The 16,339-nt window shown below is 43.1% G+C and carries 17 protein-coding genes; 7 read left to right on the forward strand and 10 right to left on the reverse strand.

All coding sequences use genetic code 11. The features are described from left to right. Positions 1–284: 284 nt before the first annotated feature. The gene (locus Q397_RS23185) at positions 285–602 is read left to right on the forward strand and encodes a helix-turn-helix domain-containing protein (protein ID WP_051610259.1); all 318 of its coding nucleotides are present in this window, start codon (positions 285–287) and stop codon (positions 600–602) included. 17 nt (positions 603–619) lie between these two features. Here the strand turns inward: Q397_RS23185 and Q397_RS0117455 are convergent, their stop codons facing one another. The 4 genes from Q397_RS0117455 to Q397_RS0117475 all read right to left on the reverse strand — a co-directional run bounded on the left by Q397_RS0117455 (position 620) and on the right by Q397_RS0117475 (position 4,284). Further along, entirely contained in the window at positions 620–1,618 is a 999-nt protein-coding gene (locus Q397_RS0117455) for a tetratricopeptide repeat protein (RefSeq protein WP_038014604.1), read from the reverse strand. 117 nt (positions 1,619–1,735) lie between these two features. Next, positions 1,736–2,005, reverse strand: coding sequence for a hypothetical protein (locus tag Q397_RS0117460; protein WP_028880512.1), 270 nt, complete (start codon positions 2,003–2,005; stop codon positions 1,736–1,738). 245 nt (positions 2,006–2,250) lie between these two features. Continuing rightward, positions 2,251–3,375, reverse strand: coding sequence for a hypothetical protein (locus Q397_RS25300; RefSeq protein ID WP_051610261.1), 1,125 nt, complete (start codon positions 3,373–3,375; stop codon positions 2,251–2,253). Positions 3,376–3,489: 114 nt separating this feature from the next. Beyond that, positions 3,490–4,284: a BrxR family transcriptional regulator gene (locus Q397_RS0117475; protein ID WP_028880513.1), complete on the reverse strand. Its 795-nt coding sequence runs from the start codon at positions 4,282–4,284 to the stop codon at positions 3,490–3,492. A gap of 76 nt (positions 4,285–4,360) precedes the next feature. On the opposite strand from Q397_RS0117475, the gene Q397_RS0117480 reads away from it, so the two are divergent. The 6 genes from Q397_RS0117480 to Q397_RS0117510 all read left to right on the forward strand — a co-directional run bounded on the left by Q397_RS0117480 (position 4,361) and on the right by Q397_RS0117510 (position 12,333). After that, on the forward strand, positions 4,361–5,503 hold the full coding sequence (locus Q397_RS0117480) for an exonuclease SbcCD subunit D (RefSeq protein WP_028880514.1): 1,143 nt from the start codon (positions 4,361–4,363) through the stop codon (positions 5,501–5,503). Continuing rightward, on the forward strand, positions 5,500–8,574 hold the full coding sequence (locus Q397_RS0117485; RefSeq protein WP_028880515.1) for an AAA family ATPase: 3,075 nt from the start codon (positions 5,500–5,502) through the stop codon (positions 8,572–8,574). The genes Q397_RS0117480 and Q397_RS0117485 overlap by 4 nt, the downstream gene beginning before the upstream one ends. Before the next feature lie 56 nt (positions 8,575–8,630). Further along, entirely contained in the window at positions 8,631–9,470 is an 840-nt protein-coding gene (locus Q397_RS0117490) for a 3'(2'),5'-bisphosphate nucleotidase CysQ family protein (protein ID WP_028880516.1), read from the forward strand. Positions 9,471–9,505: 35 nt separating this feature from the next. After that, the gene (locus Q397_RS24455; protein WP_051610263.1) at positions 9,506–9,895 is read left to right on the forward strand and encodes an antitoxin Xre/MbcA/ParS toxin-binding domain-containing protein; all 390 of its coding nucleotides are present in this window, start codon (positions 9,506–9,508) and stop codon (positions 9,893–9,895) included. A 324-nt stretch (positions 9,896–10,219) separates the two neighbouring features. After that, positions 10,220–10,942: a response regulator gene (locus Q397_RS0117505; RefSeq protein WP_028880517.1), complete on the forward strand. Its 723-nt coding sequence runs from the start codon at positions 10,220–10,222 to the stop codon at positions 10,940–10,942. Then, positions 10,939–12,333, forward strand: coding sequence for an ATP-binding protein (locus Q397_RS0117510; RefSeq protein WP_028880518.1), 1,395 nt, complete (start codon positions 10,939–10,941; stop codon positions 12,331–12,333). The genes Q397_RS0117505 and Q397_RS0117510 overlap by 4 nt, the downstream gene beginning before the upstream one ends. 3 nt (positions 12,334–12,336) lie before the next feature. Here Q397_RS0117510 and Q397_RS23200 read toward each other — a convergent pair whose 3' ends face one another. From Q397_RS23200 to Q397_RS0117540, 6 genes are read right to left on the reverse strand one after another with little or no spacing between them, the layout of a single operon-like run. Next, on the reverse strand, positions 12,337–13,248 hold the full coding sequence (locus Q397_RS23200; protein ID WP_051610265.1) for a c-type cytochrome: 912 nt from the start codon (positions 13,246–13,248) through the stop codon (positions 12,337–12,339). Between the two features lie 25 nt (positions 13,249–13,273). Next, positions 13,274–13,744: a c-type cytochrome gene (locus Q397_RS23205; protein ID WP_051610267.1), complete on the reverse strand. Its 471-nt coding sequence runs from the start codon at positions 13,742–13,744 to the stop codon at positions 13,274–13,276. Between the two features lie 27 nt (positions 13,745–13,771). Next, the gene (locus Q397_RS0117525) at positions 13,772–14,206 is read right to left on the reverse strand and encodes a c-type cytochrome (RefSeq protein ID WP_028880519.1); all 435 of its coding nucleotides are present in this window, start codon (positions 14,204–14,206) and stop codon (positions 13,772–13,774) included. Positions 14,207–14,214: 8 nt separating this feature from the next. Further along, the gene (locus tag Q397_RS0117530; protein ID WP_051610269.1) at positions 14,215–14,991 is read right to left on the reverse strand and encodes a DsbA family protein; all 777 of its coding nucleotides are present in this window, start codon (positions 14,989–14,991) and stop codon (positions 14,215–14,217) included. Between the two features lie 3 nt (positions 14,992–14,994). Further along, positions 14,995–15,978, reverse strand: a complete 984-nt coding sequence (locus tag Q397_RS0117535) for a YncE family protein (RefSeq protein ID WP_028880521.1) — start codon at positions 15,976–15,978, stop codon at positions 14,995–14,997. A 20-nt stretch (positions 15,979–15,998) separates the two neighbouring features. Beyond that, entirely contained in the window at positions 15,999–16,331 is a 333-nt protein-coding gene (locus Q397_RS0117540) for a c-type cytochrome (RefSeq protein WP_028880522.1), read from the reverse strand. Positions 16,332–16,339 lie beyond the last annotated feature (8 nt).

The raw sequence follows: 16,339 nt of genomic DNA on the forward strand, positions 1-16,339 counted from the left end.
GTTCTGACTTACGCTACGCTCCAGTCGCCACATCAGGACGACAATAATAGCCAGAAACTAACATAGCGGTTGGACCACCAAAGTGGGGCACGTCACTGAAGAACATGCCGCTAGAAAAAGAGCAAAAACTACAAAAAGAAACCTCAACAAATCATCTCCTATAGAAAATTTCAGCAATAACTTAAACTACACCTTAAGTTTGATGCAACAATTTAATATTGAGTTTATGGATATAACTTCAATTAAAGTTGAAGCTCTGTTCTCAGTCGCAAGAGGACAGACACATGAAAGAATTTATCGGGGCAATGATCCGCACCGGACGCAAAAACAAGGAAATGACACAGGAGGATTTAGCTGCTGTAGTCGATCTTAGCGTCCAAGCGATTTCCAATCTGGAACGTGGCGAAACATTACCCAATTTGCAATCTCTTGTGGCCCTATCCAATGCCCTCAATATTCCAATCCAGAATTTCTTCACACAATCCGGAAACACACCTAGTCGCGACAAAAAAGAAGCAGAAATTATCGGCCTACTCCATGAGTTAGACGACCGGTCTTTGGATATCGCTATCAAGCAAATTCAAGCTCTAAGAGACACTTAATGTTGCTATTTGGCTCTCTACAAGCTCAGCCATGGAAAGATTGTATTACCATATTTATCTTGGCGCGGTTGAACAATCTCCTTCGATAACTGATCATCTATCGCCTTTTCAAAATTCTGCATTTCATCGACGATCTCTCCACGACGATTAAAATCACGCACCCAGTTTAACTCGTCCTGATACTCTAAAAATTGCGCCCTCTCGCGCAAAACTTTTGGCTGATTAAACAACCAGCGAATGAACAGAATATATTCATAATTCTCATACCATATTTCTAAGTACTGCTCTGCATACTCAATTGCTAAATTTGTTTCTGAGAAATTATTACTATGCCAAACTGCTAATGGAATGGGAGATGGGGTTCCTGTGAGAACTTCAGCGATATAGGGATTTGAGATATACCCCTTTCGTAATTGAGTGGCTGCACTTATCCAATCGCCTTCTATCAAATCAATCAAAGCAAGTTCATATTGAAATGGTGGATATGAAAAAGCGCTTTCAACCAGAATTTCACGTGCCTTAATAAATTTCCCTTGTCGTACATACTCAGGGCCAATCAGAAAACGAATGCCGAGATTGTCATCGGGATTTAGTCTCAATGACTTCTCCATCGCATCAATGGCTTTTTTACGTCTTCCCAGTCTCATATAACATAATATTGAACCATGTAGGGCACGAAGAAATGGTCTATTTTCATAGTATCCCCATATGAGCTTCCCTTTATAAAATTCAGGAAGATGTTTTTCCCCTACCGTGATACCTTCTATGTGGTAATCTAATGCTTTTTTAGGCTTGCCTTGGTCCAATAGGGCGTATCCCAAATGTGCATATCCATCAATGAAATTTGGATATTTTACGATCAGTTCTTCTAAATTTTTTATATAATCAGCTTCAGAAATTCTTCCCCCGTCACGAGAATCAAGAGCAATATTCAAAGCCTCTCCGGCCAGTTCATATTTTCTTTCAGGCCACTGAAAATAACCTTCCTCATTTAAATCAATAAACTCAATGGTCATGGGCAAACGCTCCTTCGCCCTACACTCTCATTACAAACCAATTAATTGCCCCTTATTGTTCATTTCATTAGAAGAAAAAACAGAATCAAAAAGTGTCCTCACTGTATAATTTTCATGTCACGTTTTATCTGCTCCATCGAAATATACCTCTAACGATACTTTTCCTTCTACCTCAAGTTTATTAAAATCTTCAAAATAGAAGTCCGCGGCATTATCCAGTATTCTTAAATATGATGGTTTTCTTGCTGTGAAACCTACTTTCAACATTCTTACTGCTTTTGCCAATGACGAGAGGATGATGACTTGGCATTGGTCACTAATCGCTTGATTTTGAGTTATAGCAGGAAAGAAAGTATCTAATTCAGATCTTATTTTTACAGCTTTCACATATCGACTTGCTTTGCGGCCTCTCCATCCAAGTATTTCAGGTAAAATGTGATGACGAATTTGAGTAGCCGATAATGGGTGAACTACAGTAAACCTTTAAAGATTAATGCGTATCCTTGCTCTCAATGCTAGGAGCAACAGCATCAAAGCGAATGCCAGAGCTATACTATTCGTTAGCAAAGCATATAAGATTGCCATCAAAGAAAAAACTAATAGATAAAAAAAGATTTTAGAATGAAGGTCGGTCACAATTTTTCTTTTCTCATAGGGCCATCATTAAACGACTCAGGTACGTTGTCTGGATCAATCTGGTTCACAAGGTCTTTTTGACCTATCTCACCGAAATATACCTCCAATGATATTCCACCTTCAGTTTCTAATTTATCCAAATCTTTGGAATAGAAGTCTGCCCCACCACCATTGGCGAGATCAATAAACTCGCCTCTGAACATATTGATTTCAAGATCAAAAGTTATAGTCGCTTTATGTCCATCTATTTCCATCACATATGATTTAAATTCATACTCTTCAATGGCCTCTTGTTTGGTGGCCTTGCGAACTTCTTCAAGAAAACTCTGATATGCTTTCAAAGCGTCTCGACCCTCTGAAATGGCTTGTTTAATAGTGTCACCGTCTGCAATGCAGCCGGGGTATTCAGGGAAGGAAATGAGGTAGCCACCACCGTCCTCTTCTGAGAGTGGGGACACTTCAAAACAGGGCATAGGCGCTTCTTGTACGTCATTATTATCAAATTCCCGAATTGATGCCTGTAACCGATCTGCATTCTTTAGCGAACTTAAAAGGTGCTCTGTATCATCTCTCTTTTGTTGAATGTAATCATCAATCTCACAATTTCGTTGCAGATTGAGCCACAGTTCTTTTGATGTGCCAAATGCCTTGGATAGTTTATTGGCTAATTCTTTGGTCACAGGTATTGCACCAGCGAGGAAGGCGTCCATCTCTGCTGTGGTAAAACCCAACTTCTTTTTAACAACCTCTTTATCGTAATCTTCGGCTAGAAATTCTTCTTGAACAATTGCAGAAGGTGGGGTTGAACGTCGAGATAAAAAGAGTTTTCGAATGGCTTCTCCGAAAGAACCAGCCTTGTCCAAACCCATAAAACCTTTAACAGCTTCCTCGTTCGTTAAAGGCTCAATTGGGTAATTTTCTTCCTCATATGCGACAATGAGATTTACAAGAGCATTTAACTTGCGCCCCTCTGGTGTATCCTTTTGGGCTCCCCAAACCTTTTTTAGTTCCGCAAGGGCACGTACATATTCATCCTCAGATGAAATTGCAAGATCGTCAAAGGCCTTAGCGTTTTCACCATCCCACTCAATGAAGCTAGCAAATGGATCAATATCATTCATATTTTTTCCCTATGTATGGTACCCCTATCTCAAGTTCGTTATTGGGATTAAATGTTTATTTACTTAATGCTGGAAACGCACTGCCCGGCCTTAGACGCTCAAACACCAACTGATTTACGTAAGAGACTCATACTCAGTTTTGACTACTTCCAACCGGGCACCGTTTTCCTTTAACCCCCATCGTCGACTGAAGAAGAATTCTAAGGCTTTTCTGGTTTCGACACGCATGAGCTCTCCATCAAAACCAAATTCTCTACGTACAACTTTAGCTTGCTCTTTTGAAAGACTTGCTTTAGGACGCAACCAAATTACAGCCTTCGTGTTCCAATCAATATCCCTAGGAAGTTCTTCTAGAATTTTCTTCTGATCAAAGGAGCTATTTAGACTGATCCGTATCGGCAGATAGTTTCGATACTCATCATGCTTAAAGCTGAATGCACGGAAATGAACGCTTTCCCCATCTGATGTAAATCGTACCGGAGCAACCCATTGCCCTTCGTCAAGTCCTGATGACATTGATGTATATTGAATGTGAAGTGCGCAACCAGCCCCCATAGCTTGATATAGTCGAGAGACAGTCAACGGGTCAGCCTTCCGCTCTGGTCGAGGCAGAATCGCTGAAACAGCACAGTTATCTTGCTCTGCGACAACTTCAAATGCTTCTTTTAACGTTGATGGCAAAAGCGGTTTGTGCTCATCGACTACAATATAACTTTTTCGCCCGTTGTCGTAACAAGGCGGGCGCACAGCCAAATCCAAATAGGTTTTAAAATCAAGCGCGGCCTGAGCTTCCGATATTCCAAAGCGTTCAACGAGATTGCGACGATTGGCCAGTCCACGCCAAGTGAAACAGCGGTCCAGAAAAATCAGGCGCTCCCGTTGAGCATATTTTAAATCATCAAACGACATAAACCATTCTTTACTTGACTCCCCCCGTCCTGTCCATATATTTTTTATACGTATATTTTTTATATGGATATGATAAATGAAAATTCTGCACACATCCGATCTACATTTAGGCCGCCAATTTAACGGTATATCGCTAGACGAAGACCATGATGCCATTCTTGATCAAATCGTGCGTGCAGTTATCGACCACTCCATAGATGCCCTCATAATTGCCGGCGACATATTTGATAGAGCCTCACCACCTGCAACTGCCATTCGCAAATTCAATGGCTTTCTAGAGCAGATTGCCATGAATACAGACGCTGCCGTTATCATGATCGCAGGCAACCACGATTCTGGAGATCGAATTGCATCCATGTCGATAATGACAGACAAAACCAGAGCTCATATTCGGGGAACTATCATTCCCAATGAAACCCCACTCATTCTCAATGATGAACATGGCTTAGTTGCATTTACCGGATTACCTTTTTCATACGAATATGCTGCGCGTGAATGCTTTGAGGACGAGAATTTACAAACACCTGAAGATGTCCTATCTGCCCAAATTTCATCGGCAAGAGCAAATATCCCGCAAGATGCCCGCTGGGTTTTAATTGCGCATGCTTTCGTATCGGGTGCTCATGACAGTGATGAAGAATGTTCCCTTACTCGAGTTGGAGGGATTGAAACCGTCCGTCCCGAAGTGTTTGAAGGAGCGCACTATGTAGCCCTTGGGCACCTTCATCGTCCTCAAAGTGTTGGAGCCGACCATATCCGATACTCTGGTGCGCCGCTGGCATTTGGGTTCGACGAAGCAAACTCTCAAAAATCAATGTCTATGATTGAACTCGATAGAAACGGTATCTCCAAGGTCGAAAACATACCGTTCTTACCTATACGGGAGGTTCGTGTCCTGAAGGGGAAACATGCTGAATTACTTCTTGTAGAACCATCAAGAGATTTTATCAAAGCTATTCTTACAGATGGTACTCCTGTCATTGACGCTATGAAGCGCTTGCGCGATATATTTCCGAACGTCTGTGATTTGACCTACGAAAGAAATGAGAAGTCTCCTGATACAAAGTCGTTTACGGGCGGCCCAACTGCCGCAGCTAGCCCCACCGATGTCATTAATAGCTTTTTGCAAACAATTCGAACTGATCCTTTAAATGAAGCTGAACATAATATTATCGCCAATGTTCTTTTAGACATTCAACAAGGAGAGGATGCGGCATGAGACCTTTACGCTTAACCATGCAGGCCTTGGGCCCCTATTCTAGCCGCGAGGTAATTGACTTTCGAGATGCCGTAGAAGCGGGACTTTTTGGTATCTATGGACCGACAGGATCAGGTAAATCAACGATCTTCAGTGCGATGACATTCGCACTGTTTGGTGAAACTGCAAAGTCAGAGCAGGACACATCATCCCTACGATCCGACCACGCTGCAACGAATCTCGTAACTGAAGTCGAGTTTGTATTCGATATTGGCGAAAGTCGCTTTGTCGTTCTGCGCAGGCCAGACCAAGCTCGACCTAAGCTACGTGGGGAAGGTGTAACACAAAGCAAACATGAAGCCTTTCTATTTGATGCAACTGGCTTAGCACTTGATGAAATTAACGACATTCAACGTGGAAAAATTATTGCAGAAAAGAAGGTCCGCACCGTTGACTTAGCAATAGAAGATTTACTTGGGTACGGGTCAGAACAATTTCGCCAAATTGTTCTCTTGCCACAAGGTCGATTTGAAAAGTTTCTCTCTGCAAAAACCAAGGAACGCCTCGAGATTTTAAGAGATTTATTTGATGTATCCATTTACCGGAAAATTACAGAAAAGCTATGGGCTGACGCCGAAACGGTAAAACAGCGAGTACGCGAAGAACGAGAAATATGTAGCCGCCGCCTTAGCTCAGAAGGCTTTGAAAGTACCGATGCAATGAATTCGGGAATAATTGAGGCCAGCGAACATTTCTCGCAATTACAAAAAAATGAAAAGTCAGCCCGTGCCCATCTGGCTAAAGCACGAGAAACCCTATTAGCTAATGAAAAGCTAGAGGCCAAATTCAAAACTTCTGAAGATGCGCAAGAAGCCTTGGCCAAATTACAAGAAAACAAAGGCATCATGGGAAATCTAAAGGAACAAGTAATAAAAGCTGAGAAAGCCAGACTGCTCCTTGATGTCGAAAGTACCCTCACTGAGGCCACCAATAGCGTTGAGGCCGCTGAAGAAAAACTCAAAACCGCCCAGACAGCGTTCGCAAAAGCAAAAGAAATCTCAGCTACTGCCACTGAAGCTTTGAAACGTGAGGAAGAACAAGCCAGCGAGATTGATGATCTTGGAAAAGACCTTGAAAATCTCAAGCGCTACGGCCAAACACTTGAAAAAGCTGAAGACCTGGATACAAAACTTAAAAATGCACAGACAGCAGAACAAAAAGCATTCAAAGAATTCCAGGACGCTCAAAATCAGGTAACTGAATATCACAACAAAAAACAGAAAAAAACAGAAGCATTCAAAGCGGCGCAGAAGATTGAGCAACAACGGATAAGCATAAATACTCGCTTGACCGAGTTACAGAATAGCCTTTCTGCAGCTAAGACCTATGAAAAGGCTAAAGCTAAGGTAGCCGCTTCAACAAAAAGCTTTGTGGAGCTGTCATCCACATATGAAATCGTAAAAGAAGCTGAACATACAGCTCGTACAGAATTCGAATTTGCTGAGAATAATCTCTCCGAGGCACAAGCGCTTCATCTCGCCTCAAAACTATCCGATGGCGAACCTTGCCCAGTGTGTGGGGCGACTGATCACCCAAATCTGGCAACAGGCGATGTCGAAAATTTAGGTTTAGACCAAACGTTTCGCGATACGAAGTCTGCCTGGGAGAAAGCAGACCAGGCTGTCCGAAAAGCCGTGCAGGAAGTGGCTGGGGCAAAAAGACAGTTGGCTATCCATAAGGAAGGCCTGGCCGAACTTCAGATACCCAAAGAAAGCTCAGCCGCCATTCAAGAGCAGGTAAATTCAACAATGGAGGCGTTGGAGAACCTCGGACCTGAAACAGATATCTCCGAAGAAGAATCCAAAATTGACCACTTAGCCAATGAGATATCTAGCTTGGGAGTTAAACGTGATGCCTTGCTTGAGGAACACTCCAAAAAACAACAATCAACAGCCTCGGCTTTAGCACGACTGGAAGAGATGCTTGCGTCTATTCCAAAGAAATTGCGTGACCCTAAGGTACTTTCAGATCAAACCTATGACACCACTAACTCTCTGAATGCAAGACAAGAACGCAAGCGCGCTGTTGAAAAGTCTGCTACTGATGCCCGAGAAGGTTTGATCATTGCTGAACAAACGCTCAAGGCTGCAACAGCTACTCTTGAAGAATGCAATGAACGCAATAGACAAGCAGAAGAAGCTTTCAATGCACGACTAGAAAAATCAGAGCTCACGAGAAACGAATTTGTAAAGTTAAAGCCTGCTATAGAAAGTATAGATGAAGATCGTGCGACTATTGAAGAATATCACCGCAATCTTAAAAATGCAGAAGAATTGGCAAAAGCCAAAGCTGATGAAATCCGCGAACAAGTCCGGCCTGACCTTGATGAATTCAGATCCAAACAAGATGAAGCCGAAATTACTCATAACAATGCAACAGATCAGCGTGCTGGCGCAGAACAAAAGTTATCTCACTTAACTGCTTTACGCGATGAACTGGCTGACATACTGCGTAAACTTGAAGCAGAAGAAGAAGCTGCCGGGCCACTGCGTAATCTCGCAGCTCTTACAAAAGGTGACAATCAGCAAAAGCTCGACCTCGAGACTTTCGCTATCGGGGCAATGTTTGATCAAGTGCTTGGTGCGGCCAACCTGAGGCTCGGTCCAATGACAGCCAACCGATACCATCTTGAACGAGATCTTGAAGGTGCAGGACGAGGGCGCAGAGGTTTAGGAATCCAAGTCTTCGATGCTTATACAGGAAAAACACGTCCAACTTCGACACTGTCTGGTGGCGAGACCTTCATTGCCGCACTCGCACTGGCTCTTGGTTTAGCTGATATCGTCGAAAGCAACAGCGGAAAGGTTCGGCTGGACACTATTTTCATTGATGAGGGATTTGGCAGCCTAGATACAGAGAATGGGGCTGGAACTCTGGATCAAGTTCTCAATGTCTTAAATACGCTGGTTAGTCAAAACCGTGCTGTTGGTTTGATTTCGCATGTACCACTCGTACAGGAAGCTGTGCCGAATGGTTTCTATGTACGGAAGAGCTTAACAGAAAGCACCGTTGAAATGCGCGGGCATATATAACGACAGCTCCAAAACAGCAAACATTACTACTTTCAATAACCGGGCTGGGAAGCATCATGGATATTCAAATTCAAGCTGTCATCGATATCGCAAAGAATGCCGGGAACAACATTTTGTTGCCAAATTGGGGGAATGTTGAGCGTGAAACGAAGGGCGACGGTTCACCTGTAACAGTCGTGGATCAACAGGCCAGTACATTCATCATAAAGGCATTGAACGACTTAACACCTGACATACCGGTAATTTCGGAAGAGGCGAGTCTTGCTCAAAATCAAAAAGCACTTGAGAGCCCGATGCGATGGGTAGTTGATCCATTGGATGGGACTGCAACATATTTAAACGGCCCAAAACTTGGAAATACTGCTGGCTTTGGAATTCATATTGCTCTTGTAAAGTCAGGCCATCCAGAATTAGGTGTTTGCTATTTCCCCGCCCAAGAAAAATGTTACTACACAGGTGATGATGGAAAGGCATACAGCCAGGTTAAACTAGAAAAGCCTCTTGAACTTTCCGTCTTAACGAAAGTAAAGGGAACTGAACTACGCGCCGCTGTTCCCTGGAAACTTCACAAGCGTCCGCATGATATTAACGGTCATTCTTATGAACCTATTCCAGCCGTAGGCGGTGAGGAATTATGCAGAGTTTCCTGTGGTGATGCCGAAATTGTTTGGCACAACAGACCTGATAAAAATGAACCAATATCAGAACGTGAAGTCTTCTCACACTGGGATATAGCTGCAGCACATGCTGTTTTAATAGCTGCTGGAGGCAACCTCTTTGAGATCGAAACCGGTGAAGTTGTAACTTACAACAACATGAGCTTTTCTGTTCCGTCTTGTGTCGGCGCTCATCCCGAATTGCTAAAGAAAATTGGTTTCAATTCATCAGCGTTTTGAACGCGGGACACCTATCTTTTTTATAGGAAATTTATATGGGAAACTGTCAACAAAATGAAACTGAGAAGGCGCCCACAAGAGACTTTCAAGATTTCCTCATCCTGATCAATCAATGGAACATTTGCCCGAAAGACATACAAAGACTAATTGGTGATATCGCGAGCTTTGACTTCACCAACCTCAATCAAAATGTTGCTCGAGTGCCCACTTTGTCAGAAGAACAACTTAACTCAATTCACATGTTACTCAACATTCAGAAATACCTATGCATTTTATTGCCTGAGGAAAACGCCAACAGATGGGTACATAGACCCAATCAAGCACCACTCTTCCTCGGCCAAACAGCCCTTAAATATATGTGCGAGAATGGAACAGTCGGAATTAGAAAAGTTCAGCAATATTTAGCCGGTGAAGTCTATAGATGATTTTGAAAATTAACACGGCCAAAATGTCCGCATATCGCTTCTCAACAGAAGTTGATTTCTTGCGCCTGAATGACGGTTCATAGCCAAGAATAGACTTGCCTACTGGTTAGACTTGATTATAGGTCAGCATTACGATCTAGGGGCTTACCATAACTGAGTAAGATGGCTTTTAATTCTCTATTTTTGAGACTAGAATTCTCCAATTCCTAATTAGGATTATATGAAAGATGTCTCGCAAACCCCAACATTACTACAAATTATTCGAAAAACTTTGTCACAATTTTATCTTCGCATCATTTTAATTACGTTGATATAATCGCACCTATGAGTACTTCACAGCACATACTTGTCGTAGACGACAACAAAGAAATTCAAGATTTGGTTTCCCGTTTCCTGACTAAGGACGGGTATCGTGTTTCTACAGCCGGTGACGGTCGGGAAATGAAGAAGATCATAGCGGATGCCCGTATCGATCTTATTCTTCTAGACCTAATGTTACCGGGTGATGATGGCTTAACGCTTTGTCGTGATATTCGATCCGAGTCCAACATTCCTATCATTATGCTGACAGCCAAAGGTGAAGAAATTGATCGTGTGATTGGGCTTGAGATGGGGGCTGATGATTACATCGCCAAACCATTCGGAACCCGTGAACTTCTTGCACGCATAAAAGCCGTATTACGACGAACGGGTAATGTGGCTAGCCCCGCAGCGACACCGGACACACCCAGTAATTATCTGTTTGATGAATGGAAGCTTGATACAGCGAAACGTGAATTAAATTCTAAAGATGATGTCATTGTTCCTCTAAGCACAGGTGAGTTTACCTTGCTTATGGCCCTGGTCGAACGGCCACAACGGGTTTTAAACAGAGACCAATTACTGGATATTGCACGCGGGCGCGCATCAGTTGCTTTTGACCGTAGTATTGACACGCAAGTCAGTCGGTTGAGGCGCAAGATAGAAAAAGATGCCAAAAACCCTGAACTCATTAAAACAGTCTGGGGTGGTGGGTATGTCTTCACACCTGAAGTAACAAAAGAATGAGAAAGTTTCTCCCCAAGACATTAACATCTCAAACGATTTGGGTTTTGCTTATCGGATTAAGTGTCTCTCACTTTTTGAGCATGGTGATTTATTCAGGTGATCGCACTGAATCTCTTTCCATGCTGGGTGGTCGCAATATGGCGCAACGTATCGCCAGTGTTTCCCATGTCATTATTGAAACACCATCAGAATGGAGAGGCCGAATTGTTGCAGCATTGAACGAACCAACATTCCGGGTTTCTATTAGCCCTGAAAGCACGTTGGTCAATCAACCAGATGAAGGCGAACAACTCGCATTATTAAAACGTTTTTTACGCTTTAAAATTGGCTTATCGACTGAAACCCCAATGTCTGTACAACTGTTTGAGAAACCACATGACGGTGGTCTTTTGGGACAATTCAATCCCAACCAGTGGATGCACATGCGAATGATGAACCAAATGCATGGCATATCGGCACATCAATCTTTGCGGGTTTCCTTCACTCTTCCTGATGGCAACTGGCTAAATTTCGCTACAGATATTCCTGAAAGCAATCTATTCTGGTCAGCAACTTCAGTTATGTCGCTTATATCGATGTCTGTTGCCGTTATCGTACTGTCCATCTGGGTTGTTCGTCGACTGACGGTTCCTTTACGTTCCTTTGCACATGCTGCCAGACAATTGGGTAAGGATGTAAAGGCGGAGCCAATGTTAGAAACAGGACCATTGGAAGTACAAGAAGCGGCTAAGGCTTTTAATGAAATGCAAGGCCGACTTCAGCGTCTGATTGAAAATCGTACGCAAATGCTGGCTGCCATTTCCCATGACTTGCGGACGCCCATTACATTAATGCGATTACGCTCTGAATTAGTCGAAGATGAGACAGACCGCCAAAAAATGCTCGAAACTTTAGATGATATGGAACATATGATCTCACTGACCTTGGAGTTTGCAAAACAAGAGTCAGAAAATGAAGAGCGTAGAAATGTTGATATCGCGGCACTTGTTGAAAGTATATGCGATGATATGGAGGACACGGGCAAAGACATCTCTTTGGAACGTGGCGAACAGATCCTCTATGAGTGTGCTCTTGTCGGCATGAAGCGCGTTGTAAACAACCTGATATCGAATGCAATTAAATATGGCGATTGCGCAAGGGTCTCAATAGGCGCGAATGACAATGAAATTGAAATTGTAATCACTGATAAAGGCCCCGGTATTCCGGAAGACCAACTTGAGAAAGTCTTACAACCTTTCTATCGGTGTGAAGCATCACGTAATAGAAATACTGGGGGTGTTGGCCTTGGTCTAAGCATTGCTCAATCTATTATTGAAGCTCATGGTGGCGAACTAATTCTGAGCAACCGAACAGAGGGAGGTCTTGAAGCCAAGGTCTTGCTCCCTCGTTAAGCATTAACTTCCAGAGTTATCCTGATCCGGTTTATTAGTCGCCGTTTTCTTGTTATCCGGTTTCCCTAGATAGGCCGCAATGGCTTTCAGGTCTGCTTCAGTCATTTTACCTGTTGTATTGGCAATCACTTTCCCCATAGATCCGCCAAGGAAATCACCTTCTGGTGTCATGCCCATTTGTAGGCCAAACACTGTGTCCGTATGGCTCCACTTAGAAAACTTGCTCTCGTCACTGTTTAGCAAACTTGGAATTTTCTCGCCTTCAGGACTCTTAGGTTCTCCCGCTAACAAGTTTTCCGTATCAAGTCCGCCAAGTAAATTTCTTGGCGAATGGCATTCCACACAGTGACTTGGACCGTTGACCAAATAAGCTCCTCTGTTCCATTCCGCACTTTTGGATGGATCTTGCTTGAATGGGCTGTCGTCGAAGAATAATGCCTTCCAAACCATCATGCCTTCTCGCACGTTAAATGGAAATGGGACATCATGTTCTGGGGCAGCTTTTGCAACAGGTGGAACAGTATCCAAATAGGCTTTTAGGTCAACCAAGTCCTGGCGTGTCATTTTCGCATATGAGGTATAAGGGAAAGCAGGGAAATAATGTGATCCATCCGGGGAGACCCCTTTCGTCATTGCTTGAATGAATTGTTCAGTATCCCAGCTACCGATGCCAAATTCTTTATCTGACGTTATATTTGGGGTGTAGAAAGTTCCAAATGGGGTGGGAAGACCTAGACCGCCGGCAAGTTCTTTCCCCTTGTTCTTCTTATCTGTATGGCAAGAAACGCACCCCCCAATGTCCATGACATATTTTCCACGCTTTACAGAATCAGCTTGATCATTACCTGCATAAGCCTGGGAAGAGACAAGAAGAGTTAAAGGTAAAACACTGGTCAAATATGAAGATGTACGCATTGGGGGGGCTCCGTTCTTTTTATAATTAATCTTTTTTCACACGAAAATCTGTGTGGCAGGTTGAACAAACTTTTCCTGTTTTCGCAAATTGCATCATCACGGCACGCTTATCACCAGTCGTGGCGACTTCGCCAAGTTTTGTGGCTTCTGTTTCCAGATCGTTACTCAATTGTGCAAAGCGGTCCCAATCTTCCCAGATTGTTGGCAGGGCCTCTGTTGGTTTATCCATTGAGCCTTTTGGGAAAAGGGCATTGATCTTAGTGGAATGCTCAGCCATGGATTTTGCGGATGTTTCAATCACTGCGGCATCAAAAGTAGTTTCCCCTTTAACCATAGCGGCAACAGCTTTCATGTTTTTACCGATAGCACTCATCAAATCCATACGTTCTTTGACAATACCCATCGCACCACCATGGGCGAGTACTGCAGTTGTTGCTGATACAACGATGACAGCACTCAAGCCGGCAACTTTTGCTTTAATCGAAAGTTTCTTCATTTTATTTCCTTCATTATTTTAGAGGGGTTACATTTTATGAGCTTGATATCGGATGCCATTTTCAACCTGGATCTCACGAATAAAATTAATAACATTCTCCATGTCATATCTGGATACCTGAGGCTGTGCCGGCATATTACCAAATTTCCAATGATGGCTTGTGACACCAGAAACTGCTGCACGGTAAAAGGATTCATCACCATGATGACCAGGATTGTAGATGTTATGGATTAAAGGCGGGCCTTGTTCAGAACCTGCGCCATTTTCACCATGGCAAGCTTCACAGTTCTCGGAAAATGTTCTTTTACCCTTAACCGCTTTTGCGGACAGTTTTCCTGGCATTTCTACATCGACAACAGCAGCATCACTGGAACCTGACATCATATTGTTTACGACAACACCGACACCGCCGATTAACAGTCCGACAATTACAATTTTAGGAATTTGTTCTGAAAAGCTCATTAATAGTCTCACTCTTTCTTTTTTGAATTTCTGGCCCGCTTAACAGCCACTTTCAATGTATTAAAATCTGCTGCCCCGCGAATAATAGTATTTCCAATAATGAAGCCTGGTGTTCCAGTAATATCGAGCTGTTGTGCAAGGGCATAGTTTCGTTGAACGATACTGTTGATAAGATCTTCATGCTTATTCATATCTTGTTCAAGCTGAGGAATATCAAGCCCTGCTTTTTCAGCAATCTTGAAAACCTTCTCCTTGGAGTATTTCCCCCGGCTGCGCATTAGAAGATCACTGAATGCAGTATATTTCTTCTGGTAGTTTGAAGCTAACGCGGCTTTTGCTGCAAAAACAGATTCAGCGCCTAAGATTGGGAATTCTTTGTATACATATCGAATATTTCCATCATCTTTAACGAGCTTTAAGACCGTGTCATGGACACGTTTACAGTAACCGCAACGATAATCAAAAAACTCAACAAGAGTGACATCCCCATTTGGATTTCCACCGACGGGATCGTCTGGGTGAAAATAGATTTCATTGGCTTTGGATACCAACACCTCATCGATACGCTGTTTGGTTGCTGTTTGTTTTTTCAGTTCCAAAAGCTGTAAGGCTTCCAAGATTATTTCTGGTTGCTGCAGTATGGTCTCTTTCACAAGCTTCCGGACTTCTGCCTTTTCTTTATCATTCAAACCCTGAGAGTGAGCGTCATTGATCGTAATTAGACTGAGCATAAAAATGACGCTCAAGAATATAATTTGGCAGGTGCTCTTTGTTAACGACATCATAAATCAATCCGTATGGGATGCGCTTAACACCATCTGATGGCCTTCACCCGATATGGCGATTTCATCGACAGGTTTGAAGGTTTGAGCATCGATCACCCAGATTTTTGGAGATTTACTGCTGGAAACAAAAACCTTGCCAGTCCCAGTTAACGCTTCAAGGTGATAAGGAGAGGGCGCAAGTTGAATTTCTGTTCGTGTTTCATTTTCAATATCGATTTTTACAGCAACACCGCTCTTTTTACTGGTCGCATACATCGACTGTCCATCTTCCGACAGATCCAAACCATGCGCACCCTTACCGATAGAAAATGATCGTGTAACTTTTCCAGATGCAATATCTGTTTCAGAGACTGTTCCAGCTTTTGCATTGACGCTGTAAAGTTTCTTCTGGTCTTTAGATAACGCAAGATGTTCTGGCGTAGGGCCGCCATCCAAGGTTCGTATAACCTTCCATGTCACGGTATCTACCTCAGAAATTGTTCCGCTACCTGTATTAGAAATGAATGCACGTCCACCGTCTTTTGTGAAAACAGTGTAGTTTGGTCCGTTGCCCGTTTTTAGGAAAATATCATTTGGGGAGCCATCGAGGTCCGTAATACTCACCCCACCTAATGTCGGGTGAGTCGATACAACATAACGCCCTGTAGGTTTAATCGCCTGATGATGAACCATACCCGGCAGCGGGCGCGTCGACATGATGTGGCCATGTTCAGGATGAATGACAAAGAGTGTACCTTCCATCTTACCCATCTCATTCTTTTTTGCGGCAAGGCTAGCTGAGATTACATATTCTCCATCCGGTGTGATCGCTAAAGCATGGGGGTTCCTGATACCGTCAAACTCATTTACGACCTGATTGTTTTCACTATCAATAACCAGCACTTTATTGGCACTTCCAGCAGCGACATAGATAAACGGTTCGGCAAAGGCTGAGATAGACATAAAAGCTGTTGCAGCAACAGCAATTGAGAAAAGTGTTTTTTGCATTTTTATATTCTCCATAATTCTCATGACCCAAAGTTCTCACGTAAGTATTTAATGAGTTCACGAGATTGTTCTGTTGAGAATGGATCGGCTCCTCCAAATGCTGGCATCAAAACGGTACCATCAGCCTCTTCCACACCTTCCATGATAATTTTTGTAAGGATGTTTTCGTCTTTCCTTAAGCGGTTCTGATCGTCTGTGAAATCAGGGATTTCAACACTCATACCACTCCCGTCAAAACCATGACAGGCCGCACAGAACTCAGAATATGTTGCATTGGCATCAAACTCTTGTGCTTGTGACACCGAAGTGAAAACAGTCATTGTCATAACGGTAATGATGAGGAAAAGACGCATCACTGTTT

Origin of the sequence: Terasakiella pusilla DSM 6293 (assembly GCF_000688235.1) — a bacterium.
GTDB lineage: Bacteria > Pseudomonadota > Alphaproteobacteria > Rhodospirillales > Terasakiellaceae > Terasakiella > Terasakiella pusilla.

Excerpts from the sequence above, each read along its gene's own strand:
- Q397_RS0117455 (WP_038014604.1), bottom strand. The coding sequence starts at position 1,618 with ATGACCATTGAGTTTATTGATTTAAATGAGGAAGGTTATTTTCAGTGG.
- Q397_RS23185 (WP_051610259.1), top strand. The coding sequence starts at position 285 with ATGAAAGAATTTATCGGGGCAATGATCCGCACCGGACGCAAAAACAAG.
- Q397_RS0117490 (WP_028880516.1), top strand. The coding sequence starts at position 8,631 with ATGGATATTCAAATTCAAGCTGTCATCGATATCGCAAAGAATGCCGGG.
- Q397_RS0117510 (WP_028880518.1), top strand. The coding sequence starts at position 10,939 with ATGAGAAAGTTTCTCCCCAAGACATTAACATCTCAAACGATTTGGGTT.
- Q397_RS0117540 (WP_028880522.1), bottom strand. The coding sequence starts at position 16,331 with ATGCGTCTTTTCCTCATCATTACCGTTATGACAATGACTGTTTTCACT.
- Q397_RS23200 (WP_051610265.1), bottom strand. The coding sequence starts at position 13,248 with ATGCGTACATCTTCATATTTGACCAGTGTTTTACCTTTAACTCTTCTT.
- Q397_RS23205 (WP_051610267.1), bottom strand. The coding sequence starts at position 13,744 with ATGAAGAAACTTTCGATTAAAGCAAAAGTTGCCGGCTTGAGTGCTGTC.
- Q397_RS0117475 (WP_028880513.1), bottom strand. The coding sequence starts at position 4,284 with ATGTCGTTTGATGATTTAAAATATGCTCAACGGGAGCGCCTGATTTTT.
- Q397_RS24455 (WP_051610263.1), top strand. The coding sequence starts at position 9,506 with ATGGGAAACTGTCAACAAAATGAAACTGAGAAGGCGCCCACAAGAGAC.
- Q397_RS0117535 (WP_028880521.1), bottom strand. The coding sequence starts at position 15,978 with ATGCAAAAAACACTTTTCTCAATTGCTGTTGCTGCAACAGCTTTTATG.
- Q397_RS25300 (WP_051610261.1), bottom strand. The coding sequence starts at position 3,375 with ATGAATGATATTGATCCATTTGCTAGCTTCATTGAGTGGGATGGTGAA.
- Q397_RS0117525 (WP_028880519.1), bottom strand. The coding sequence starts at position 14,206 with ATGAGCTTTTCAGAACAAATTCCTAAAATTGTAATTGTCGGACTGTTA.
- Q397_RS0117530 (WP_051610269.1), bottom strand. The coding sequence starts at position 14,991 with ATGATGTCGTTAACAAAGAGCACCTGCCAAATTATATTCTTGAGCGTC.
- Q397_RS0117480 (WP_028880514.1), top strand. The coding sequence starts at position 4,361 with ATGAAAATTCTGCACACATCCGATCTACATTTAGGCCGCCAATTTAAC.
- Q397_RS0117505 (WP_028880517.1), top strand. The coding sequence starts at position 10,220 with ATGAGTACTTCACAGCACATACTTGTCGTAGACGACAACAAAGAAATT.
- Q397_RS0117485 (WP_028880515.1), top strand. The coding sequence starts at position 5,500 with ATGAGACCTTTACGCTTAACCATGCAGGCCTTGGGCCCCTATTCTAGC.